General features: G+C 33.3%; 24 protein-coding genes. 8 read left to right on the top strand and 16 right to left on the bottom strand.

Annotated features, from left to right (window positions below):
- Nucleotides 1–52 precede the first annotated feature (52 nt).
- The 5 genes from rpsG to malQ all read right to left on the bottom strand — a co-directional run bounded on the left by rpsG (nucleotide 53) and on the right by malQ (nucleotide 5,896).
- Nucleotides 53–523: a 30S ribosomal protein S7 gene (rpsG, locus tag RYK07_RS03745; protein ID WP_227931867.1), complete on the bottom strand. Its 471-nt coding sequence runs from the start codon at nucleotides 521–523 to the stop codon at nucleotides 53–55.
- A 62-nt stretch (nucleotides 524–585) separates the two neighbouring features.
- Complete coding sequence (gene rpsL, locus RYK07_RS03740; RefSeq protein ID WP_005607493.1) at nucleotides 586–999, bottom strand: 30S ribosomal protein S12; 414 nt, start codon at nucleotides 997–999, stop codon at nucleotides 586–588.
- Nucleotides 1,000–1,272: 273 nt separating this feature from the next.
- The gene (gene yaaA, locus RYK07_RS03735) at nucleotides 1,273–1,992 is read right to left on the bottom strand and encodes a peroxide stress protein YaaA (protein ID WP_314852462.1); all 720 of its coding nucleotides are present in this window, start codon (nucleotides 1,990–1,992) and stop codon (nucleotides 1,273–1,275) included.
- 96 nt (nucleotides 1,993–2,088) lie between these two features.
- A complete protein-coding gene (locus RYK07_RS03730) occupies nucleotides 2,089–4,350 on the bottom strand; it encodes a glycogen/starch/alpha-glucan phosphorylase (protein ID WP_314852461.1) in 2,262 nt (753 codons plus the stop codon).
- A 25-nt stretch (nucleotides 4,351–4,375) separates the two neighbouring features.
- Complete coding sequence (malQ, locus tag RYK07_RS03725; protein WP_314852474.1) at nucleotides 4,376–5,896, bottom strand: 4-alpha-glucanotransferase; 1,521 nt, start codon at nucleotides 5,894–5,896, stop codon at nucleotides 4,376–4,378.
- A 309-nt stretch (nucleotides 5,897–6,205) separates the two neighbouring features.
- Between malQ and RYK07_RS03720 the strand changes: the two genes are divergently transcribed.
- The 4 genes from RYK07_RS03720 to RYK07_RS03705 all read left to right on the top strand — a co-directional run bounded on the left by RYK07_RS03720 (nucleotide 6,206) and on the right by RYK07_RS03705 (nucleotide 10,477).
- Entirely contained in the window at nucleotides 6,206–7,507 is a 1,302-nt protein-coding gene (locus tag RYK07_RS03720; protein WP_314852460.1) for an ABC transporter substrate-binding protein, read from the top strand.
- A gap of 99 nt (nucleotides 7,508–7,606) precedes the next feature.
- Nucleotides 7,607–8,533, top strand: a complete 927-nt coding sequence (locus RYK07_RS03715) for a sugar ABC transporter permease (protein WP_314852459.1) — start codon at nucleotides 7,607–7,609, stop codon at nucleotides 8,531–8,533.
- A complete protein-coding gene (locus RYK07_RS03710; RefSeq protein ID WP_314852458.1) occupies nucleotides 8,533–9,408 on the top strand; it encodes a carbohydrate ABC transporter permease in 876 nt (291 codons plus the stop codon). Before RYK07_RS03715 ends, RYK07_RS03710 begins: the two co-directional genes overlap by 1 nt.
- 85 nt (nucleotides 9,409–9,493) lie before the next feature.
- Nucleotides 9,494–10,477, top strand: coding sequence for a LacI family DNA-binding transcriptional regulator (locus RYK07_RS03705; RefSeq protein WP_314852457.1), 984 nt, complete (start codon nucleotides 9,494–9,496; stop codon nucleotides 10,475–10,477).
- A gap of 45 nt (nucleotides 10,478–10,522) precedes the next feature.
- Here the strand turns inward: RYK07_RS03705 and RYK07_RS03700 are convergent, their stop codons facing one another.
- From RYK07_RS03700 to RYK07_RS03685, 4 genes are all read right to left on the bottom strand, one after another.
- Nucleotides 10,523–10,699 (bottom strand): DUF1304 family protein, encoded by a 177-nt coding sequence (locus tag RYK07_RS03700; RefSeq protein ID WP_399546330.1) that lies wholly within the window; start codon nucleotides 10,697–10,699, stop codon nucleotides 10,523–10,525.
- A 174-nt stretch (nucleotides 10,700–10,873) separates the two neighbouring features.
- Nucleotides 10,874–11,254: a hypothetical protein gene (locus RYK07_RS03695; protein WP_314852473.1), complete on the bottom strand. Its 381-nt coding sequence runs from the start codon at nucleotides 11,252–11,254 to the stop codon at nucleotides 10,874–10,876.
- A gap of 29 nt (nucleotides 11,255–11,283) precedes the next feature.
- Complete coding sequence (locus RYK07_RS03690; protein ID WP_314852456.1) at nucleotides 11,284–11,889, bottom strand: TetR/AcrR family transcriptional regulator; 606 nt, start codon at nucleotides 11,887–11,889, stop codon at nucleotides 11,284–11,286.
- 424 nt (nucleotides 11,890–12,313) lie between these two features.
- A complete protein-coding gene (locus tag RYK07_RS03685) occupies nucleotides 12,314–12,670 on the bottom strand; it encodes a DUF1304 family protein (RefSeq protein ID WP_314852455.1) in 357 nt (118 codons plus the stop codon).
- 124 nt (nucleotides 12,671–12,794) lie between these two features.
- Between RYK07_RS03685 and RYK07_RS03680 the strand changes: the two genes are divergently transcribed.
- The 3 genes from RYK07_RS03680 to RYK07_RS03670 all read left to right on the top strand — a co-directional run bounded on the left by RYK07_RS03680 (nucleotide 12,795) and on the right by RYK07_RS03670 (nucleotide 16,051).
- Nucleotides 12,795–13,268: a MarR family transcriptional regulator gene (locus RYK07_RS03680; RefSeq protein WP_314852454.1), complete on the top strand. Its 474-nt coding sequence runs from the start codon at nucleotides 12,795–12,797 to the stop codon at nucleotides 13,266–13,268.
- A gap of 23 nt (nucleotides 13,269–13,291) precedes the next feature.
- Complete coding sequence (locus RYK07_RS03675) at nucleotides 13,292–14,650, top strand: MATE family efflux transporter (RefSeq protein ID WP_314852472.1); 1,359 nt, start codon at nucleotides 13,292–13,294, stop codon at nucleotides 14,648–14,650.
- 132 nt (nucleotides 14,651–14,782) lie between these two features.
- Nucleotides 14,783–16,051, top strand: a complete 1,269-nt coding sequence (locus tag RYK07_RS03670; RefSeq protein WP_314852452.1) for an ISL3 family transposase — start codon at nucleotides 14,783–14,785, stop codon at nucleotides 16,049–16,051.
- 334 nt (nucleotides 16,052–16,385) lie between these two features.
- On the opposite strand, the gene efp is transcribed toward RYK07_RS03670, so the two are convergent.
- The 5 genes from efp to truB all read right to left on the bottom strand — a co-directional run bounded on the left by efp (nucleotide 16,386) and on the right by truB (nucleotide 20,620).
- Complete coding sequence (efp, locus tag RYK07_RS03665; RefSeq protein ID WP_006702601.1) at nucleotides 16,386–16,949, bottom strand: elongation factor P; 564 nt, start codon at nucleotides 16,947–16,949, stop codon at nucleotides 16,386–16,388.
- Nucleotides 16,950–17,010: 61 nt separating this feature from the next.
- Nucleotides 17,011–18,306 carry an adenylosuccinate lyase gene (purB, locus tag RYK07_RS03660; protein ID WP_314852451.1) on the bottom strand — a complete coding sequence of 432 codons (1,296 nt, stop codon included), beginning with the start codon at nucleotides 18,304–18,306 and terminating at the stop codon, nucleotides 17,011–17,013.
- 11 nt (nucleotides 18,307–18,317) lie between these two features.
- Complete coding sequence (locus tag RYK07_RS03655; RefSeq protein ID WP_314852450.1) at nucleotides 18,318–18,749, bottom strand: GNAT family N-acetyltransferase; 432 nt, start codon at nucleotides 18,747–18,749, stop codon at nucleotides 18,318–18,320.
- An 11-nt stretch (nucleotides 18,750–18,760) separates the two neighbouring features.
- Nucleotides 18,761–19,702: a riboflavin biosynthesis protein RibF gene (ribF, locus tag RYK07_RS03650; RefSeq protein WP_314852449.1), complete on the bottom strand. Its 942-nt coding sequence runs from the start codon at nucleotides 19,700–19,702 to the stop codon at nucleotides 18,761–18,763.
- Nucleotides 19,703–19,717: 15 nt separating this feature from the next.
- Nucleotides 19,718–20,620: a tRNA pseudouridine(55) synthase TruB gene (truB, locus tag RYK07_RS03645; RefSeq protein WP_314852448.1), complete on the bottom strand. Its 903-nt coding sequence runs from the start codon at nucleotides 20,618–20,620 to the stop codon at nucleotides 19,718–19,720.
- A gap of 184 nt (nucleotides 20,621–20,804) precedes the next feature.
- On the opposite strand from truB, the gene RYK07_RS03640 reads away from it, so the two are divergent.
- A complete protein-coding gene (locus RYK07_RS03640) occupies nucleotides 20,805–21,650 on the top strand; it encodes a DegV family protein (RefSeq protein ID WP_314852447.1) in 846 nt (281 codons plus the stop codon).
- Between the two features lie 209 nt (nucleotides 21,651–21,859).
- Here the strand turns inward: RYK07_RS03640 and RYK07_RS03635 are convergent, their stop codons facing one another.
- Together RYK07_RS03635 and rbfA are read right to left on the bottom strand one after the other, a co-directional pair.
- The gene (locus RYK07_RS03635; RefSeq protein WP_314852446.1) at nucleotides 21,860–23,011 is read right to left on the bottom strand and encodes a DUF819 family protein; all 1,152 of its coding nucleotides are present in this window, start codon (nucleotides 23,009–23,011) and stop codon (nucleotides 21,860–21,862) included.
- Nucleotides 23,012–23,442: 431 nt separating this feature from the next.
- Complete coding sequence (rbfA, locus tag RYK07_RS03630) at nucleotides 23,443–23,802, bottom strand: 30S ribosome-binding factor RbfA (RefSeq protein ID WP_314852471.1); 360 nt, start codon at nucleotides 23,800–23,802, stop codon at nucleotides 23,443–23,445.
- Between the last annotated feature and the right edge of the window lie 21 nt (nucleotides 23,803–23,823).

Raw genomic sequence — 23,823 nt, 5'->3', positions numbered from 1 at the left:
ATTTTATGATTAATTTATGCATAGATTAAAAAGCCCGAAGGCTTTTTGAATCTTACCAACGATAGTGAGCAAACGCTTTGTTTGCTTCTGCCATTTTATGAGTATCTTCACGTTTTTTAACAGAAGCACCTGTGTTGTTCGCAGCATCCATGATTTCACGAGCTAAACGAACTTCCATAGTGTCTTCACCACGTAAGCGTGAGTAGTTTACTAACCAACGTAAACCTAATGTAGTACGACGGTCTGAACGAACTTCAACTGGTACTTGATAGTTAGAACCACCAACACGGCGAGCTTTAACTTCTAATACTGGCATAATGTTCTTCATAGCTTGATCGAACACTTCCATTGGATCATTTCCAGTTTGTTCTTTAACGATGTCAAATGCATTGTATAAAATTGTTGCTGCTTTACCACGTTTACCATCTACCATTAAACGGTTGATTAAACGAGTAACTAATTTTGAATTATAAATTGGATCAGGCAAAACATCACGTTTTGCGACAGGACCTTTACGAGGCATTTATAATCCTCCTTTCATCATTTTGAGTTATTGTTTATTGTTTATTATTTTGTTAACCTAAATTATTTTTTAGGACGTTTTGTACCGTATTTAGAACGACCTTGCATACGGTTGTTAACTCCAGCAGTGTCTAATGCACCACGGATGATGTGGTAACGTACCCCTGGTAAGTCTTTTACACGTCCACCACGGATTAATACTACGCTGTGTTCTTGTAAGTTGTGACCGATACCTGGAATGTACGCAGTTACTTCGATTAAGTTTGATAAACGTACACGGGCATATTTACGTAACGCTGAGTTAGGTTTTTTAGGTGTCATAGTACCTACACGAGTACATACACCACGTTTTTGTGGAGAGTTTGTATTCGTTTGTGATTTTTTAAAGCTGTTATATCCTTTACCTAACGCTGGAGAAGCTGATTTCTCAACTGCTGATTTACGAGGTTTACGGACTAATTGGTTAATTGTTGGCATTTAGCTCTTCCTCCTTCCCTATCGGGTTCTTCTTGGTCCACACATCCTGGTGGTCCATTTTTTTGTAAAAATTAAAAGACACATAAATGTCTCTCTCAGTGGCCTTTTTACCAGTCAGCACGACTGATATGATTTCTAATCAGGAATCAGGTATAAAAGCACCTTTGACATAGTACCATAATTATTCAAGTTCGTCAATGGGTCTAAACTATTTCTTTTTATAGTTTTTGCGTATATTCTAAACCTTTTTTCGAATAGAGTTTATACTCTATTTTAAACCTCTTTTACAAAACAATAGTGATTTTCTTTTGAAATCGATTCATCAAATATATATCCATCTACATCAAAATTTCTTAACACAGCTTTATCTTGAATTTGATGAAGTACTATCCAAGCTGCCATTTTTCCTCTAGCTTTTTTTGAAATAGTAGAATGTTGTTTTAATGCCCCTTCTTTTTTCTCATAAAAGTCAACATCTACCCAATCATATTGTTTTTTATTAAATAACGAAGAAAACTCACTGCTTGCTAAATTGATGATACATTCTTCTTTTTCAAAAGTACTTACAATTCGTTCTTTCCAATATTTTTTCAGAGTTTCTCCCTCTACTTTTAAATTCATCGTTAAATCTAATCGATACGGCTTCACACATTCATCTGGACTGATTGCTCCATATAATGCTGAAAGAATTCTAAGATGTTGCACTGCATAAGCTTTATGTTCTTTCCAATCAGCTACTTGCTTAAAACTACGGAATGCTAATCCTTGATATAAATCCATTGCATGATAAGTAACATTTTCTTGAAATTTTTGAATTTTATCCCAATTTTCTTCTAATAAAGCATCACTAACTTTCAATAATTTCTTCAGTTCTTCCTTACTATAATTCGATAATAAAGATACAATTTTTTGACTATCTTCCGTTAACACCCAATCTTTTTGCACAGGTGCATCTGTTGCCATTTCTTTTGCGGGTGACATAATAATTTTCATCTGATCTTCCTTTCCATTTCAATTTGTTTTATTTTAACTCAAAAAAGAAGCAAGAAACAACTCTCGCTATTTCTTACTTCTTCATTTTTCGTAATATTAGTTTAATTTCCAAATATCACGGTTGTAGTCTTCGATTGTACGGTCACTTGAGAAGAAACCAGCCATTGCAATATTTGTAATTACTTTTGCAATCCAATTTTCACGATCATGATAGTCTACTAACATACGTTCTTTTGTTTGGATATAGTCTTCTAAGTCTAATAAAGTCATGAACCAGTCTTTATTGATTAATTCATTGAATAATCTTTCTAGACGTTCTCTATTTCCTAATGATACTAAAGCATCACTTACGATAAAGTCTACTAATGGACGAATCGCTTCTCTTTCATAGTATGAATGTGAATGATAATCACTATTTTCATAATGTTTAATAACAGTGTCGCTATCTTCACCAAAGACATAAATGTTTTCATCTCCAACTAATTCGTGGATTTCCACATTCGCTCCGTCTAATGTTCCTAATGTTAACGCACCGTTTAACATGAATTTCATATTTCCTGTTCCACTTGCTTCTTTTGAAGCTAATGAAATTTGCTCTGAAATATCTGCTGCAGGAATTAAATGAGTTGCTGCAGTAACATTGTAGTTTTCTACCATCACAACTTGTAAGTGTGGACTTACTTCTGGGTCATTTGCAATTAATTCAGATAAACATAAAATTAAATGAATAATATCTTGCGCAATTACATAGGCAGGAGCAGCTTTCCCTCCAAAGATAATTGTGATTGGTTTTGCAGGAATGTTTCCATTTTTAATGTCTAAGTATTTGTAAATTACATATAATGCATTCATTTGTTGACGTTTATATTCATGCATACGTTTAATTTGAACGTCAAAAATTGAATCTTCTTTCACAGTTACACCTTGGTGTTCTTGTAAGAAGTGTTTCAAACGTAATTTATTGTTACGTTTAATACCTTTTAATGCTTCTTGGAATTCTAAATCATGTGTATGAGCTTTTAGAGCTTCTAATTTAGTTGCATCATGACGATATTCTTTTCCAATTGTACGATCTAATAATTTTGCTAATTCTGGGTTAGCGTGTAATAACCAACGACGGAAAGTAATACCATTTGTTTTGTTATTGAATTTCTCTGGATAAATTTCATAGAAATTCTTCAATTCGCTTTGTTTTAAAATTTCTGTATGCAATGCTGCCACACCATTTACGCTATATCCATAGTGGATATCCATATTCGCCATGTGAACACGGTTATGTTCGTCAATAATGGCTACACTTGCATCATTAAATTGGGCTCTTACACGAGCATCTAATTCTTTAATAATTGGCACTAAGTGAGGTACTACTTGTTCTAAGTAATGTAAAGGCCATTTTTCTAATGCTTCTGCTAAAATTGTGTGGTTTGTATAAGCTGTCATTGAGCGAACAATTTCAACTGCTTCATCAAATTCAATTCCACGTTCGCCTAATAAACGAATTAATTCTGGGATTACCATTGATGGGTGAGTATCATTAATTTGAACTGTTGCATATTCTGCTAAGTCATGTAAGTTACTTCCTTTAGCAACTGCTTCGTCTAATAATAATTGAGCTCCATTACTTACCATGAAGTATTGTTGGTAAATACGTAATAATTCACCTTGCTCATCACTGTCATCTGGATATAAGAATAATGTTAAGTTTTCAGCAATTTTTGTTTTATCAAATGCGATTGAATCATCATGTACTAATGATTCATCAATTGTATCTACATCGAATAAATGTAATTGGTTTTTATGAGATTGTTCATACCCTAAAACATCAATATTGAACATTTTTGATTTCAATGTAAAGTTTGCAAATGGCACTTCGTATGAAACAGAAGTTGGAACTAACCAACTATCTGGAGTTAACCAGTTATTTGGCACTGCATTTTGTTGATTATCTTTGAATTTTTGTTCAAATAATCCAAAGTGATAATTTAACCCAACTCCATCTCCTGCTAAACCAAGAGTTGCGATAGAATCTAAGAAACATGCTGCTAAACGTCCTAATCCGCCGTTTCCTAATGATGGTTCTAATTCAATTTCTTCGATTTCTGCTAAAGTATGACCTTCAGCTTCTAATTCTTCCTTAACTTCATCATAAATTCCTAAGTTGATTAAATTATTTGACAACAATTTACCAATTAAAAATTCTGCAGAAATGTAATATACTTTTTTCTTTCCTTCATTTGATGGTAATGCTGCACTTTTTTCTTTTGTATAGTGTAATAACGCTACATATACTTCTTCTTTTGAACATTCTCCTAATGATTTATGATAATTACTTTCTACATATTGTTTTAATGTTTGCATTTTTGTCTCCTTCTATTTGTTTACCCTACAACTGTTCGTTTGAACGATCATACAATTCTGTAATCTCTAATAGGAAATCTTCCACTTCTTGTGTAATATCTCCTTCTTGCATTCTCCACACCCAATTTCCACCAAGAGTGCTTGGAATATTCATACGAGCTGATGTATCTAATTGTAATAAATCTTGCATTGTTGCTATGGTCATCTTACTTACTGAACCGTATAAACTTCTTAACATAGCATAGCTAATTGGTTCTTCTGTACGGTTTAAATAACGATTACAGAAATCGCGTTCTTCCTCTGATGCAGAATCATACCATCCTAGTACTGTATCATTGTCATGCGTTCCAGTGTATGAAACAGAATTTACTGGATAATAATGAGGTAAATCCGTGCTACTTGGCTCTGAACCCATGAATCCAAATTCTAAAATTTTCATTCCAGGGAAACCAGTTGCTTCACGTAATTCAATAACTGCATCATCCATAAAACCTAAATCTTCAGCAATAATCGGTAAATCACCAAGTTCATTTTTCACCGCTTCAAACAAATCAAATCCTGGACCTTTTACCCATTCACCACCAGTAGCATCTGTTGCACCTGCAGGAATTTCCCAATAAGCTGCAAATCCACGGAAGTGGTCAATTCTGACTACATCAAACAATTCAAAGCTCGCTTTCAATCGTTTAATCCACCAAGTAAAGCCGTCTAACTTCATCGCTCTCCAATTATAAATTGGATTTCCCCATAATTGTCCTAATGGTGAGAAGCCATCTGGCGGGCAACCTGCTACACAAGCTGCATTTCCAACTTCATCTGTTTTAAAGTAATGAGGGGTAGCCCACATTTCTACACTATCTTCGGCTACATAAATCGGCATATCTCCAATAATTTGAATATGATGTTCATTCGCATATTGTTTTAATGCTTTCCATTGTTTATCAAACAAATATTGAGTCACACGATGATACTCCAATTTATCTGCTAATTTTTCACGATAAGTAGCTAAAGCTTCAGGTTTACGACGTTTAATATCTTCATCAGTCCATTTCGACCAACTCTTCATATCAAAACTCTCTTTAATCGCCATATACTCAGCAAATGGTTCTAACCATTCTGCTTTTTCTTCCACAAAACGATGGTAATCTGTTAAATCTTCTTTTTCTAAGAAACGTTGAACTACTTTTTCTAAAATAGGTCTTCTTTTTTCATAAACCAAAGCATAATCAACAGTAGTAGAATCATCTCCCCAATTTCCTGCTAATTCATCTTCAGTTAATAAACCTTCTTTTACAAAAGTCTCAAAATCTAAAAAATGTGTATTCCCAGCAAATGCTGAAAATGATTGGTATGGCGAATCTCCATAACTAGTTGTTCCTAATGGTAAAATTTGCCAATAAGTTTGCTTACTACGTACTAAAAAATCAACAAAATCGTAAGCAGATTTTCCGAATGAACCAATTCCATATTTCCCTGGTAAAGATGAAATATGCATTAACACACCAGATTGTCTTTCCTTCATAAGTATTACTCCTCTTTTCTTTATTAATTTTAGATACGTAGTCTTTCAATTACGCAATCGTTTGCTTTAATACTAGTAGAAAAAAAATAAAAATGCAAGTAGAAATTTATTTTTTTATAAAAGCCATAAAAAAATTGTCACTAAAAAGAAAAAATCTCTTCTATATATAGCTTGATTTTTTTGAATTAAATTCCCTCACCAAAAATGTAAACGCTAAATTTTTTTTATTTTTTTGCAAAAAAACTCTTGCAAACGATTTCTGAAAGGGGTATACTAAAGCCAGTTAAGAAATCGTTTGCGTTAACTGAATATATCTCAAGGGAGGAAAAAATAATGGCAAACACATGGCTTAAAAAATCATTCGTTGTCGGCTTAGCTGGTTTAGCATTAGCAGCTTGCGGCAGCAAATCAACAGACTCTTCAAAAGGAGGATCTTCTGAAGGTAAAAAAGAATTCACTTTATATAGTAACAAGAGTGAAATTCAAGATGCCTTAACAGCATACGCTAAAGAATGGGGCGACAAAAACGGAGTTACAGTAAATATTAAAACATGTTCTGGTTCATGTAAAATTTCAGATCAATTAAAAACTGAATTTACTGCTGGAACTGCTCCAGACGTATTCGTAATTGAAGGTCAAGCTGGATACGACTTATGGAAAGACAACTTACAACCACTTAAAGGTGACTGGATTGACAAAACAGAATTCGAATTCAAACAAGGAAATGACGTTTATGGATTCCCAGTATCTGTTGAAGGTTATGGTTTAGCTTATAATAAAGAAGTATTATCTAAAGCTGGAATCGACCCTGCTTCATTAACTTCATTTGATGCAGTTCAAAAAGCAATGGATACATTAGAAAGCAAAAAAGATGAATTAGGTTTATCTACAGTAGTAGCTACTGCTACTAAAGAAGGTGAAACTTGGATCATGGGTATCCACGACTTCGCTGCTTACTTAAGTTCTGGTTTACCAAACGGCGACCGTACAATTACTCAACAAGTAGTTAAAGGTGAAACTGATCCAGCTCGTTTATCAAACTATGCTGACTGGGTTGAATTATTATTCAAACACACTGAGAAAAAATTATTAACAGTTGGTACACAAGAAGATATGGACTCTGCATTTGCTAGTGGTAAAGCAGCATTCTTACACCAAGGTAACTGGAAAGATCCTAACTTAAAACAATTAAATGCTAAATTCGAAATGGGATTCATCCCTTACCAAACTTTAGGTAAAGACAAAAATGCTGATGGATTATTCATTGGTGCTCCATCTTACTATGTAGTTAACAAAGATACTAAAGCTTTAGATTCAATCAACAAATTCTTCTCTGACTTAGTTGATACTAAAGAAGGTCAAGATTACACAGTAAACAAAGCTAACATGATCTCAGCATTCACTACTTCTAAAGAAATGCCTAGCGCTCCATTATCTAAATTCTTAGCTGAATGGGTTGCTGCTAAAAAACCAGTATATTCATTTGATAACCCATACTTCATGCCTGATAACTTCTTAATGGGTAAATTAGGACCAATCTACGGACAATACGCTCAAGGTTCAATCGACAAAGCTAAATTCCAAGAATTGATCACAAATCAAATCAAAGAAGTACCAAGCTTACTTCAAAAATAACAATTAAGTATGTAACACAGGCCCACAACTACTTACAACGGTCGTTGTGGGTTTGCTGTTATTAATACCTCAGCAATACATAAAAGGAGGAACCCTAACATGTCTAAGAATAAAAAAGCTCTTAGTCGTGACGATCGCGCAAGACGTACCTTTTACTGGCTTGTGCTACCGGCATTTATCATTTTCGCACTCGTAATTATTGTACCTTTCTTCTTAGGTTTCTATTATTCCCTAACAGACTGGAAGAGTGTAACACAAACTAAAATTAACTTTGTTGGATTAAAAAACTTTACAGACAGCTTTGCTGATACTCATTTCCAATATTCATTAATGATTACTGTAATTTTCGCATTATTTAACGTAGTCGTTGTAAACTTTGTATCATTCGGTTTAGCTTTACTAGTATCTAGTAAAATTAAATTAAGTGAAATTTTCAGAGCTGGATTCTTTATTCCTAACCTTATCGGGGGACTTGTATTAGGGTATATTTGGCAATTCATTTATAACTCAGTATTCCCTGCTTTAGGTTCAGCAATTGGTAGTCAGTTCTTAGTAGAAAATCTATTTTTAGGTGACGTTAAATTAGCTGTATTGGCATTAATTATTACAAATACTTGGCAATATGCTGGTTATATTATGATGATTTACTTTGCAGCATTACAAAATGTACCTTCAAGTTTAGTAGAATCTGCTTCTCTTGATGGAGCAAATGCTTTCCAAAGATTAAAACATATTATTATCCCAATGGTAATGCCTGCATTTACGGTATCACTATTCTTAACAATTACAAACTCATTTAAAATTTTCGATGTAAACTTCTCACTTACTGGTGGTGGACCATCTCTATTATGGCATGATAAAGCTATCCAAAGTACAGAGTTTATTACAATGAACATTTATAACACTGCCTCTGGAGATAACTTAATGGCACAAGGTCAAGCTCGTGCAGTTATTCTATTCTTCATCTTAGTAGTTATTAGTGTTGTTCAAACAACAATCACTAAACGGAAGGAGATTGACTTATAATGAAAAAACAAAAACTCGGCTTATTACTTTTAGAAATTTTTGGAGCTGTTTTATTCCTATTATTCTTAAGTCCAATCTTTTTATTAGTGGTTAACTCAGCTAAAAGCTCTGCTGAAATCTTAGCAAGTCCATTATCATGGCCAGCAAGTTTCGGACAACTTTGGACAAATGCGGTAACAATTTGGAACAACCCTTCCATTAAATACCCATCATCATTCTTTGCTTCAACAATTATTACAGTTATTTCTTTAGTAACAATCACTCTATTCTCAGCATTAGCTGCTTGGGGATTAGTTCGTTACCGTTCTAAATTATCAACTGTTGTATTCTTTATCTTTGTAGCATCAATGGTAATTCCATTCCAAGTTGTCATGTATCCATTAGTTACTTGGTTCAAAATTTTAAGTGACACAATTACAAATCCATTATTTGGATTTAGCTTATTACGTACTTATCCAGGTATCATCTTCGCTTATACTGGTTTTGGGATGTCTCTATCAGTATTCATGTTCCATGGATTTATCAAAGGTGTGCCTCTAGAAATCGAAGAAGCTGCTGAATTAGATGGTTGTAATAAAATGCAAACATTCTTCTATGTTGTATTACCAATTTTAAAACCAATCTATGTCACAATTTTAATTTTAAATGGTATTTGGATTTGGAACGACTTCTTATTACCTCTATTATTATTAGGTAAAGGGAACGCAATTCAAACACTTCCAATCGCAGTATCTAACTTTGCAGGATCATTTACAAAACAATGGGATATGATTTTAACATCTACTCTATTAATTATGTTACCAGTCATTATCCTATTCTTAATCGCTCAAAAACATATCATGAAAGGTATGGTTGACGGAGCTATCAAATCTTAAGATGATTTTTACTCTGGGCCGGTTAACTTTGTTTTCCTGCCCAGATTTTTTATGGTTAATTTTTTCAAAAAAAGGAGGAACATAAATGGCTGTCACGATTAAGGATGTTGCACGTCTAGCGGAAGTATCACCTTCAACGGTTACACGAGTAATTCAAGATAAATCAAGTATTAGTCAAGCAACTAAAAAAAGAGTTCGACAAGCAATGGAAACTCTTAATTATCATCCTAATTTCAATGCACGAAGTTTAGCTAGTAATAAAACAAATGTCATTGGCGTTGTTCTTCCAAGGGATACAGATGCGTTTTATCAAAACTCTTTCTTCCCTGAAGTTATTCGAGGGATTTCTCAAATTGCTGCTGACCATCATTATTTAATTCAGTTATGTACAGGGAAAGATGATGAACAACGTCTACGTATTTTAAAAGACACTATTTTAGGGAGACGTGTCGATGGAATTATTTTTCTTTATGGGGAAACAGATGATCCTTTAGTGGAATTAGCAATTGAACAAGAATTCCCTAGTGTTGTCATCGGGAAATCTTTATCTCCATTTATTTCATTTGTCGATAACAATAATGAAAAAGCTGGATTCGACGCTACTGAATACATGATTCAAGAAGGGTGTTCTTCTATTGCATTCGTAAGCGGTCGTCATCAATTATTCGTTTCGCAAGATCGTTTAATTGGTTATCAACGTGCTTTAGAACATTATCATATTCCTTTCAAAGAAGGTTTAATTTCACATGTTGGGGAATTTACAAGAGAACGTGGATATCAAACAATGAAATCAATCATTGAAAGAGAATCGATTGATGGTGTTGTAACAACCGACGCTTTAATTACAGAAGGGGCTTTAAGATATTTAAATGAACAAAAAATAAGTCTTCCTGTTATTACATATGATTCAAATCCACCTCTACTTCCAATGACTGCCTACGTCAATATTCATACATTAGAACTTGGTAGAAGTGCCTTTCAAATGTTATTAAAAGTCATTGACTCATATAATAATAAACAAATGATGTGTTATCGAACATTTGTAGAACATTCTATTGTTCGATTATAAAAAAAAGCATGAAAGTTAACTGCAACTTTCATGCTTTTTTGTTACCTAAAATAACAATGTTATCAATGTTAAAATGGCTAATCCACCTTGTTTTAAGAGAATCATTTTATCACTTGTTAAACTACCATATAATGCTACTAAAATAATATACGCTAATAAAAGAACAAGCCAAGTAATACTCGGAACTACAAAAATTGCAATAAGAATTAATACTCCAATCAATATATTGATTCCTGTTTTTCTTCACCTTTTTTGTTATAGCGTCCATCTAATAAACTAATATTTAAACTTTCCGGTACCTTCGATTTTTTTCTCTGCTCACAGCAAATATTCGACTTGATGCCCTACTTTTTGAAACAAAAGCCCGTATGACGAAAAGTCCTACTATGCGTATTTTCAAAATTCCTTCATTCTCTCTTCTATTCTCCATCCGATAATCCAAGCAAGAACCAGAAGATAATTTTCCACAGCACCGATTAAATTTACCATTTGATGCATCTTTAGATAATGGACAAAATGATTGCTGCCAATGCCGATTCCTCCTAGGATCAGAGCAAGTAAAATGGACTTTAAATAGGTCCAATTGTAATTCCTATATGCCGTAATCAATATAACCAAAACAGCAATATTCCAAAATCCGATTTCTCTTTGCCAGCCTATAGAAATGCCATATGCGGAGTTCCTTCCCATATATTCCGGAGCAAAAATCTGTAGTATTGCCGCCCCTAATATCGCTATGATAAGAAAGATAAATAATACCCGCAAAAATAGATTCATTTTTTTGTGATACATTGACTGTTCCTTATTCATTCCTTTGCCCCCTCTACTAAGACCTTGCTGATAAAATGCATGGTTCCTGATTTTGCCCCTAGAGACTTTTCCAGCATATCAATGTATACCTCTACATCTCTTTCACCAAAAAAACCATAATCAAACATATGTTGACTCATAACAAGGAGCATCTTCACTCGCTCTTCAATATGTGTACACAAAAATATCCCCTGTGCTATACCTTCTTTAACAATCTCTGCAAGAATCGGTACTGCCACCTCTACAATTTTCTTGCAAATTTTATCATGCATAATAATATTTTCTTTTCTTTCCAAAACATTAGTGATGACCGATTCCTCTTTATCAGGACGAAAGGCATCCACAACCGAAACCAACTTTTCCGGTATTGAAAGCTCTGCCGTAAGAATCTCTTTGGCTGCTGTACTATTCTTCTTTATCATCATTTCAATAACCGCTTCCAGTGTTGCCTCTTTACTTTCAAAATAATAATAGTAAGTTCCTTTTGCTATACCGGACTTAGCCACAATCTCATCAATACTTGTATTCTCATATCCTTTTTCTATGAACATATGATAGGCAAGATTTAGAAGTTCCTGTTTTCTTTTTTTACCTTTTTTCATTTCTGTCTCCTTTTTTGACTAACGGTCGGTTTTATTCTAAAACGTTTCTTACTGACTGTCAAGTTTTTTTCGACTGTTAGTCGATAATTTAGAAGAATCCTTCTAGTATATCAAAAGAAATTAAAAAAACATCTAATTGTTAAACAACTAGATGAACATCAAAATCTTCCTCCTTGCTGACGTTTAAATAAATCTCCCATATTGTTGTAATAATTGCAATTTAAGGCTAATAAATGTGGACATTGTAAATAATTCTACCACGTAAAGACAATATGAAGCTGAGTAATCTTCTGCTCATGCAGGAATTGAGCTTAATAAGGAGATTTTTTTGAAATAAATGATGTGTTATCGAACATTTGTAGAACATTCTATTATTCGATTATAAAAAGAAAGCAAGCCATTCAAAGCTTGCTTTCTTTTTTTCTTAAAATAATAATGATATTAATGTTAAAATGGCTAATCCACCTTGTTTTAAGAGAATCATTTTATCACTTGTTAAACTACCATATAATGCTACTAAAATGATATACACTAATAAAAGAACAAGCCAAGTAATACTCGGAATTACAAAAATTGCAATAAGAATTAATACTCCAATCAATCCGTTATATACTCCTTGATTTTTAAATAGTGTAGTCACTGATGGTCGGCTTAATTCTTCTTCCTGCATTTTAAAAACTCTTGCTGTATTGGAAGATGTTGTCGCGATTGTTTCCAAGTAAAAAATATAAAAAAACTCTAAAGCTACTAAACTTCCTAAAATTGTCGTTATCATTGACATGATTCATTCCTCCAAAATATATCCTTTTATTAATTAAATTATATTAAACATTACTATAACCATTGTCAAACATAATGTTTTTTTGATAAAATAGTACCAATTCAAAAAAGACAGGAGGTTTTTTATGAAAACTGATTATCCATTATCTAAAAGACTATGCTATTCTATTTATTCCACTCAAAAACTCGTAAATAAATATTATCAACACGCATTAGCACCTTATCATATAACTTATACACAATTTATTGTTTTAGAAACTTTGTGGGAAGAGGAAAAACTTTCCCTAAATGAAATTGGACAAAGAGTAGGACTGGAAAGTAACACACTGACTCCTCTACTAAAACGATTAGAAGATAAAAAACTCATTATCCGTAAACGTCCTGCAGCCAATAAACGTCAATTAACGATTCGCCTAAGTGCTAACGGAAAGAGACTTCATGATGAATTAGAACAACATTTAAAATCTTGTTTTGCTAACGTAGAAGGGTTTGATTTTGAAAAAGCAAAAGAACTCGTAGCATTAAACAATCAATTAAAACAAACGATCGAAAATTTCATTGCAAATAAGGAGGAAGATTCTAGCCAAGTAGAACAATAAATTTCTACTTGTATGATATGATTATGTTAAAAAAAACATCCGTTAATTTATTAGATGGACCCATATTACGTTCCATCATTGCCTTTGCAATTCCGATTTTAATTTCAAATATATTTCAACAATTATATAATACAGCAGATATTATGATCGTTGGTCGCTATTTGGGGCCAAATGCACTTGCAGGAGTTGGAGCAACTGCTGCAATTTTTGAACTTGTAATTGGTTTTGCCCTTGGTGTTGGAAATGGGATGGGAGTAGTTATTGCGCGCTGTTTTGGTGCACAAGATATGACCCAATTAAAACACGCTGTAGCTTCAACATTAGTCATAGGTTTTGGGCTTAGCTTAATCGTTTCTACTCTAGGTCATTTTGGAATGTATCCACTGCTAGAGTTTTTAGGAACTCCAACTGAAATCATTGATTTATCGTACCAATATATTCATATGATTGTTTTATGCGTTGGTGTTACATTCGCTTATAATCTCTGTGCCGGTTTACTTCGTGCCGTTGGAGATAGTCAAGCTGCATTATATTTCTTAATTTTTTCTGCAATCATTAATATTATTTTAGATATTTTATTTATTACTCAATTACATTTAGGAGTACAATCTGCCGGTTTAGCAACGATTATTTCTCAAGGAATATCTGCTATCCTTTGTTTCTTTTACATTCGAAGAAGAGCAAGTTTTTTACTCCCTCAAAAAGAACACTTTATATGGGATAAAGAATTATATCTTGATTTACTAGGACAAGGTCTGGCAATGGGACTAATGACTTCAATTGTTTCTATCGGAACAGTAACGTTACAAACTTCGATTAATGCACTTGGAGCAACCATTATTAGTGCACAAACATCTGCTAGAAGAATTATGTCATTTTCGATGCTACCTGTATCAGCCATTGCTTCATCCTTAACGACCTTTACTTCTCAAAATCTAGGAGCTAATCGTCCTCAAAGAATTCAACGTGGAATTTATTTAGGAAGTATGGTTGCAATTATATGGACAATTTTTATCGCCATTACATTATTTTTTGCAAGTCCTGCATTAAATGAATTAATTTCTGGTTCAACTGATCCTGAACTAATCTCGAATGCATCTCTTTATAATCGTATTAGTTCATCATTTTATCCGGTATTAGCCGTTTTACTAGTCCTTCGAAATAGTTTGCAAGGATTAGGACAAAAAATTACGCCATTAATTTCAAGTTTCATTGAATTATTTGGAAAAATATTATTTGTGCTATTGATTATTCCATCAACAGGATATATGGGTGTTATCTTCTGCGAACCACTAATTTGGGTTCCAATGACGATTCAGTTATATTATTCTTATAAACATCAACCGATTATTCAATCATTAAAAAAAGCATCTCATTCATAAAATGAGATGCTTTTTTGGTTGTTCGACAAATCCTGTTGGTGAGAAATCACCGACAGGATTTTTTATATGCAAAAAAGAGAAATCCAGGTTATGATTAAGTCGACCAAAACCAATCAAAGGAGGATTTCTCTCATGGACTATTGTATACGAAAATTACTAGGATTAACAGAAAAAAATTTTATTGCGGATGAAAATTGGTTAGAAACGGTGACAGAAAACCACGAAATTGTTCATAAAGTTAAAGGAACTTGGACAAATACTTGTACTTCTTGTCCATATTGTTCTAGTAAAAATGTCATTAAACATTCTCCAATGGAACATAAAATTAGAATTCCACATCTATACGGGAATAAAACTCTTTTAGAATTAAAAGTACAACGATTTATCTGTAAAGATTGTCGTAAAACTTGGGTTACAGATTGCCCTCTTGTTCCTAAAAATAGTAATATTTCTTATGATTTAGCGTGCCAAATTATGTTGTACTTAAAAGAAAACTTTTCTAGAAAAACAATTGCCAAACTTCTTTCAATTTCTGACAAGACAGTCGAAAGAGTGATGAAAAAGTTTAAAATAAAAACAATGCAACGATATAACTATTTACCTAAAGTGCTTTGTTTAGATGAATTTAGAGGCGTTAAAACGCAACAAGGGAAAATGAATTTCATTTGTTTAGATGGAGAAAATCGCCAATTAATTGATATTTTACCTGGTAGAACACTTCATGAATTGATTTCTTTCTTTATGAAGTTCTCCCGTAAACAACGTTTAAAAGTAAAATATTTAGTGATGGATATGAATGCTTCTTATCAAAACCTTATTAAAGCAGTATTTCCAAACGCTGTTATCGTAGTAGATCGATTCCATATTGTCCAACATATGAATCGTAATTTTAATCAACTTCGAGTTGTAATTATGAAGCAATTCTCTGCTAAATCAACACAACAGAAGACATTAAAACGCTACTGGAAACTACTGTTAAAACCAAGTGAAGAATTGGATGAAGAAAAGCTACGCTATAACTATCACTTTAAAACGCATCTCACCCAAGCACAATTAGTGGAAAAACTATTGAGTTTTGATGAAGTGTTATCAGACGCATATGATTTCATTCAAGAACTTAGAAAAGCCTACAAGAAGAAAGATTATGAGGTATTTATGACATGTATAAAACAGATTCCAAAACAATTACCTTATGAATTTAAGAAGAAGTTTGAAGTATTCAAACGCTTTAAGGATGGGATTTATCAAGCATTTATGACAGGATATTCCAATGGAGCGAATAATTTCATTAAAGTGATTAAACGTGTGGCATATGGATATCGAAATTTTGAGAATATGAAATTAAGAATTAAGATTATCAAAGGGTGTTTCTTTACCCCGGTCAATAGAAAGTCATTATGATTTAAGAAAGGTTGTATAGAGTCGTTTTAACTTGACAATGAGCCTCCATGGGCATGTTGAATTGGGGGAAGCGAAAAATAAGATTAAATTTCACAGCCCCCAAACCGCTAATCGCGGATAACATGCCCCTGCTCATTATAAAGTTAAAACTAGATTTCATTCATAGTTATGTTTGTGGTGGATTCATCAATAGACTAAATATTTCAGTTTCTCCCACCTTATTTATTAAAAATTAAATACTTAATTTGGTGTTACATTTGATTCACCAACAGAATTTGTCGATGAGCCTAAAAAAATAACAGCTCGCAAATGCAAACTGTTATTCTTCATTTCATTATTTAGTTGCACGACGTACGTATGTACCTTCTGAAGTGTTTACTTCTAAGTACTCGCCAGCTTCGATGAAGTCTGGAACGTTTACGACTAATCCTGTTTCCATTGTTGCTGGTTTACCAGAACCTGTAACTGTAGCACCTTTAATAGATGGTTGAGTTTCAGTTACTTGTAATACAACTGTTGAAGGTAATGACACCCCAATTACTTCTGTTCCGTAGAATTGGATTTTAACTTCCATGTTTTCCAAAATGTATTTCAATTCGTTTTCGATTGTTTCTTCTGGAATTTCATATTGTTCATAGCTTTCTAAGTCCATGAATACACCAACGTTATCTTGGCTGTATAAGTATTGAACGTCTTTTGTATCAATGTGAGCACGTTCTACTTTTTCATCAGGTCTCATAGTAGTATCAACTGTTGATCCGTTACGAACGTCACGGATTTTCATACGCATTACAGTATTTCCTTTACCTGGTTTGTGGTGGCTGATTTCCAACACTTTAATTAATTTTCCATCAAGAATGAAAGTCATTCCTGCTTTTAAATCACTTACGTTAATCATGTTAACTCTCCTTCATATTTTGTTTACTATACGTTTATACCATATTTTTTAGAAAAATGCACTAGTCAAGTCCAACTCTGTGGAAAATTTCATCAACTTGTCGAATATGATAGTGATAATCAAAGGCATCATTCAATTCTTCAGTCGTTAAATGTGACATAATTTCTTCATGGTTTTCAATAATTTCTCTAAATGAACGTTGTTCATCCCACGCTAATGCTGTACACGGTTGTACTAAGTCATAAGCTTTTTCACGGCTTAATCCTTTATCAATTAATTTTAATAGAACACGTTGGCTATAAATTAATCCAAATGTTGCATCCATGTTTTTAAGCATACGGTCAGGAAATACCGTTAAGTTTTTAACAATATTACCAAAACGATTTAACATATAATTTAGCAAAATTGTGCTATCTGGAATAATAATACGTTCTGCTGAAGAATGCGAAATATCTCTTTCATGCCATAAATTGACATTTTCATACGCTGTTACCATATGTCCACGAATCACTCTTGATAAGCCCGCCATATTTTCTGAACCAATCGGGTTTCTCTTATGTGGCATTGCAGAAGAACCTTTTTGACCTTTTGCAAAAAATTCTTCGACTTCACGTGTTTCTGATTTTTGCAAGCCACGAATTTCAGTGGCGAATTTTTCAATACTAGTCGCAATTAAAGCAATCGTTGAAATATAATCCGCATGTAAATCTCTCGATAAAATTTGTGTTGAAATTTCTTGAGGACGAATTTGTAACTGCCCACATACATACGCTTCTACAGAAGTTGGAATATTGGCAAAAGTTCCAACGGCTCCACTAATTTTTCCAGCTTCAACACCTTGGGCAGCACGTTCAAATCGTTCGATATTACGTTTCATTTCTGAATACCATAATGCAAGCTTCAATCCAAAAGTCGTTGGCTCTGCATGTACCCCATGCGTTCTTCCCATACAGACGGTATATTTATGTTCAAGTGCTTTTTGTTGGATAATCTCTAAGAAACGTCTTAAATCTTTGCGTAAAATATCATTCGCTTGTTTTAATTGATAACCATAGGCAGTATCCACAACGTCTGTACTTGTTAAACCATAATGAACCCATTTTCGTTCTTCCCCTAACGTTTCGCTCACTGCACGAGTAAAAGCTACAACGTCGTGTCTTGTTTCTTCTTCAATTTCTAAAATTCTTTCCACTGAAAAACTAGCATTGTCACGAATTTTTTGGACATCTTCTTTTGGAATCTCTCCCAACTCTGCCCAAGCTTCGCAAGCTAAAATCTCAACTTCTAACCAACAACGATAACGATTTTCATCTGACCAAATATTGGCCATTTCCGGTCTTGTGTAACGAGTAATCATACAAATGCCTCCTATTTTAAAATCATATCTATATGTTCAATTCCAACTAGCTGATAAGGTTGTGACCAAACTTCGAAGCCTAAAGATTCATAAAACTGCTGTAAATACGTTTGTGCATGAATCATAATCGGCTGATCGACATACCATTCTTGACAAATTTCTAACGCTCTTTCCATCAGTGCAGTTCCTTTTCCTTGTCTACGATAAGCTTCATCAACAATAACACGTCCAATATGAGCTCCATCCACTTCTTGGAAAATTCGTAAATAAGCAATCACTTTACCATTTTCATCTGTTTCAAATAAATGCCACGCTCTTTTATCAATCTCATCAATTTCTTGATAATTTAATTGTTGTTCAACAATAAAGGTTTGAATTCTTGCTTTGTAAATTTCAATGACTTCTTTCTTAGATAATTCGTCAAAATTTTTCAAGTACCACATATTTTTCACCATTATTTTTCAAAATATTTTTTAGTATTTACTTCATCTTCTTTTAATTGAGCAATAAGTGCTTCTACTCCATCGAATTTTAATTCGTCTCGTAAATAATGTAACCATTTTACTCTTACAGGAAATTCATAAATATCTCTTTGGAAATCTAAAATATAGACTTCAATGGTAATTTTCGTTACATCATTAAACGTTGGATTCACTCCAATCGAAGCCATCGCAGGATACCACTTATCTTCTACTTGAATTTCTACAATGTAAACTCCTTTTTTCAATAAATAAGTGTCCGTTGAAACATCAATATTCGCTGTTGGAAATCCTAATAAGGCACTTCCACGTCCAAAACCATGAACAACTTTCCCAATCATTGTATATTCATAGCCTAATAAGGCATTTGCTTCTTCAATTTGACCCGTTTCTAAATAGTGTCGAATCGCTGTTGAACCAATTTTTTGATTTTCTGTCTGTTGTTCTGAAATCGTAACAATTGAAAATCTTTCTTTTGCATAAGTGGGTAATAATTCCATATTGGCAATCTCTTTTTTTCCATAAGTGTAATCAAATCCAGCAACAACCGTTACAGCATTTAACCCAACCATGTATTGATCAACAAATTCTTGAGGAGTTAATGAAGCAAATTCCTTTGTAAAATCGATAACGTAAAAAATATCTACTCCAAACTCTTCCAATAACTCTACCTTTCTTTCAAAGGGGGATAGATATTGTAATTCGTCTGGATCTGCTCCTTGGAAAATAATGGAAGGATGATGATCAAATGACATTAACGCTAATTTCACGCCTAATTCTTGAGCTTTTTCCTTTGCCTGTTGAATCACTTCCTGATGTCCTAAATGAATTCCATCAAAAAATCCAAGCGCTAACACAATCGGTTCTTGAACAATTTGAGAAGGTTCATAAGGATGGGTGATTTTTATAATTTGCATGTTATCTCTCTTTCCTTAAAACATTTTAATCGGTTTTAATAGTCCTTTTTTCTCAGGATGTAGCCCGTATAAGGCTATTAATTCACCTTCAATATAAAAAGTTGAAGGTTCTATCACTTGAGGTAATTCTGCTGTTGTTAAAATGGCGCCATTTTTCACTTTTGTAATGAACTCCTCTGGAACATCCACCCTAGGGTATGTTTCAAACACTTCTTCTAAAGGACGAAGAACAGATTGTGCTTGATTTTTTTCTACAAAGTCTTCTAATTGTGATAATGTCACACATTGTTCTGAAACAAATGGTCCACTTTTAATACGCGTTAATTGAGACATATGAGCAGGAACGCCTAGTTTTTCTCCTAAATCAACTGCTAATGTTCGAACATAAGTCCCTTTACTGCAACTAACTTCAAATTCCCATTTTTGTGTTTTAGAAGCTTCATCATAAACAGGAGTCGAAGTTCGTTTAAACTCGTAAATTTTCACTCTTCTTTCTGGACGTTCTACAGTTTCCCCTTTACGAGCATATTCGTATAGTCTTTTACCATTAACTTTTACAGCAGAATACATTGGTGGGATTTGAATAATTTCTCCCTTGAAAGTTTCCATCATGGCATCAATTTCTTCAATTGTAAATGGAGTCATAATCACATCTTGCTTCACGATTTCTCCATGAGCATCTTCTGTTTCAGTTGCGATTCCTAAACAGATTTCTCCTTGATAGACTTTATTGGATTCTAATAAATACTCTACCACTTTTGTTGCTTTTCCAACACAAATTGGTAAAACGCCATCTACTTCTGGATCTAAAGTTCCTGAATGCCCAACTTTTTTCGTTTGTAATAAGCGTCTCACTTTAAAAACACAGTCGAATGAAGTCATTCCTTTTTCTTTCCATAAAGGTAAAATTCCGTCCATTGATTTCTTCCTTTTTCAATAAATTTAACTTAATAACCTTTCATATTTTATCATAGATTTTCTTAAAAACAAACAAATCCTATACTAGAACAAGTGGCTATTCTCAGTAAAAAATATTAATGCTAGGCGTTTGACAAAAAAATATGATATGATAGAAATACATTAAGTTAAAAGGAGTGACAACATGTCTCGTATAATCATAGTGACAGATTCAACTGCTGATTTAACCGAACAAGAAATCCAAGATTTCAATATTCATGTAGTTCCATTAAATATTACAATTCAAGAGGAACATTATTTAGACGGTGAAACTATTACAAAAGAAGAATTCAAAAATAAAATGATTGCAAGTTCTGAATTACCAATGACTGCTCAACCATCTATTGGTCGTTTTGTAGAACTGTATGATGAATTAGGAAAAGATGGTTCACAAATTATTTCGATTCACTTAATGAATTCGATTAGTGGAACTGTAAATGCTGCAAGACAAGCAGCTGATATTACGGAGTCAACTGTAACGGTTGTTGATTCAGACTTCACTTCTCGTTCAATGGGAATTATTGTTCGTGAAGCTGCTCAAGCTGCAAAAGAAGGTAAAAGTGCTGAAGAAGTTTTAGCAGTTATTGAAAGTACTCGTCAACGTACAAAATTATATTTAACTGTTTTAAATTTAGACAATTTAATTAAGGGTGGCCGTATTAGTCGTGTCATGGGAGCATTCTCTAATTTATTAAATATCAAACTTTTCTTAGAAGTTATCAATGGTAAAATTGAGATTGTTCAAAAAGGGAGAGGTTTAAAATCTCTTCAAAAGAAATATGATGAAGTTTTTGAGGAAATGAAAGCTTCCCCTACTGGTATCCAAGAAATTGGGATTATGCATGCTGGATTAAATGAGTTTAATCAAACTCAAATCGATACTTTACGTGAGTTATTCCCTGAGGCTAAACTTACAATTGTAATGACTTCCCCAATTATTATGAGCCATACAGGCGTAGATGCGATGGCGGTTACTTACCTAGAGAAATAATATATCTTTAATAGACTTCCTGTGATAGTAGTATTAGGACGGCAGCAGACCTTCGGTCTCATGCCTAAATTTTGAGCCTTGGGTCTCAAAATTTCCTGAAATATAAGCTTTGGCTTATATTTCCCATACTACTATAGAAAGTCTTTTTCATTAAAATAAGACAAACATCTTCTTAGTTTTTTCGTCTAAGTTGATGTTTGTCTTTTCTGTTACATGAGGAAGTTTCCTACTAATATTCCGATATACGTTCCTAATATATATCCTAATGTTCCTACTAACATAGTTGGTGCTACGAAGCGATGCCAGCCTTTTGATACTGCCATGGCTACTGCTGTTGTTGGTCCTCCAATATTTGCATTTGATGCTAAAATAGCTTCTTCAATCGTAAAGCCAAATACTTTTGCCCCTAAGAAAGTTACGAACATATTTACAAAAACCATAATAGCACAGAACACTAAAAGTAATGGAGATTTTGCAATAATCGCCTCAATGGAAGCTGGTATCCCAATTACAACAAAGAATAAGTAAATTAAGAAAGTTCCAATTTCATTTGCTCCATGAATTTTTTTGAAAAATGAAGAAAAAATCGTTGAAGCTGCCACTGTTAAAGTTGTTAGAATCAAATATTTATTAGAGATAAATTGAACCACACTGTTTTGTCCAAGAGTGGCAATTACTTTTGATAAACTAAAGCTTACTGTTACAATCACTACTGCAATTGCAAATACAAAAGCAATATCTTGTAAAGTTACTACTGTTTTAGATTGAAATTCTTTTGAATCTTCTAACTCTTCAGTTGAATATGCAGATTTAAAATGTTTTTTGAAAAATGCCATAGATGGAATCATTAATAAAATTAAGAAATAAAAGACCATTAATAAATTATCCGCTACAGTAGCTGCAGAAATTAATTCTTTTGGAATATCAAACGCAGAAGCAACTGCCACGAAATTAACTCCACCACCGATATAACTTCCAACCATCATTCCAGCAATATGGTTCAATACCGGAATCATTTTTCCTAAGAAAGCATATCCTACTAAAGCCCCTAAAATAGTTCCTACAGAACTAATTAAGAAAATCATCAATAGACGTCCACTTTCCTTCCAAATTTGTTTTAAATCACATGTAAATAGCAACATTGGAATGGCTAATGGAACCACAACATCCCAGACTTGATCATAAACAGGAGATTCAACAGGAATGATGCCAACATTACTTAATGTAGCTGCTGCTAATAAACCAATAATTGGACCACTAATTTTTGAAGCCCACTCATAATGATTTTCTAAATAAATACTTGCTGTTGCAATGACGATAATAATGGACCAAAGAATCCAAGTCTCATTTGCAGAAATCATAACACACCTCTTTTATTCATAGTGTTTTTATTATACCACAGATAGAATTTTTTTCACGATGTTATTGAAATAAAAAATAATTTACTCTCTGTAGTAGCTTGGGACGCAAGCAGCCTCGCTTTTGCGAGTCTCATTGCTAAAAATTGAGCCTAAGGTCTCAATTTTTCCCGTAATGAAATCCTTCATCAGGATTCCATTACTTTAACTACTACGGAGAGTATTTTTTGTTATATTTTTTTACGTTTCCTACTTAGAAGTATTAATTCTTAAGGTTAATACAAATAAAAAATTCTATAGTAATATGCGTAAAAGTAGCCATCTGGCTACTTTTACTAGGGAAATTTGAGACCTTGGCTCAAATTTTAGCCAAGAGACCCCATAGGGGGCTACTGGCGTCCTATATTACTATAGAAAAACTTTTTTATTTGTATTTAACGCTCTTCGTCCTCTTGTTGGATACTCTTCAACAATTCTTCGATATGGTTTCCATAATCAACAGACTCATCACGTTTAAAAATTAATTCAGGCGTTTTATAGAGAGATAAACGTTTCCCTAATTCACGACGAATTAAACCTTTAGATTTTTCCAATCCACGTTCAGTTGCTTGGCGCTCACTCGCTAAAGTTTGCAAAGTAGTATAATAAACCGTCGCAATTTGTAAATCGCCCGTTACATCTACCTCAGTAATTGTAATTTCTTGCACACGAGGATCACGAACTTTTTTAGACAAAATATCATTCACTTCTCTCAAAATCTCTTGAGAAACACGACCGATACGGAAATTCGCCATTTGATACTCTCCTCTCTTCAT

The sequence above is a fragment of the uncultured Granulicatella sp. genome, assembly GCF_963528315.1.
Lineage (GTDB): Bacteria > Bacillota > Bacilli > Lactobacillales > Aerococcaceae > Granulicatella.
The sequence above is the reverse complement of the archived record's forward strand: the minus strand, read 5'-3'. Positions and strand labels throughout refer to the sequence as shown.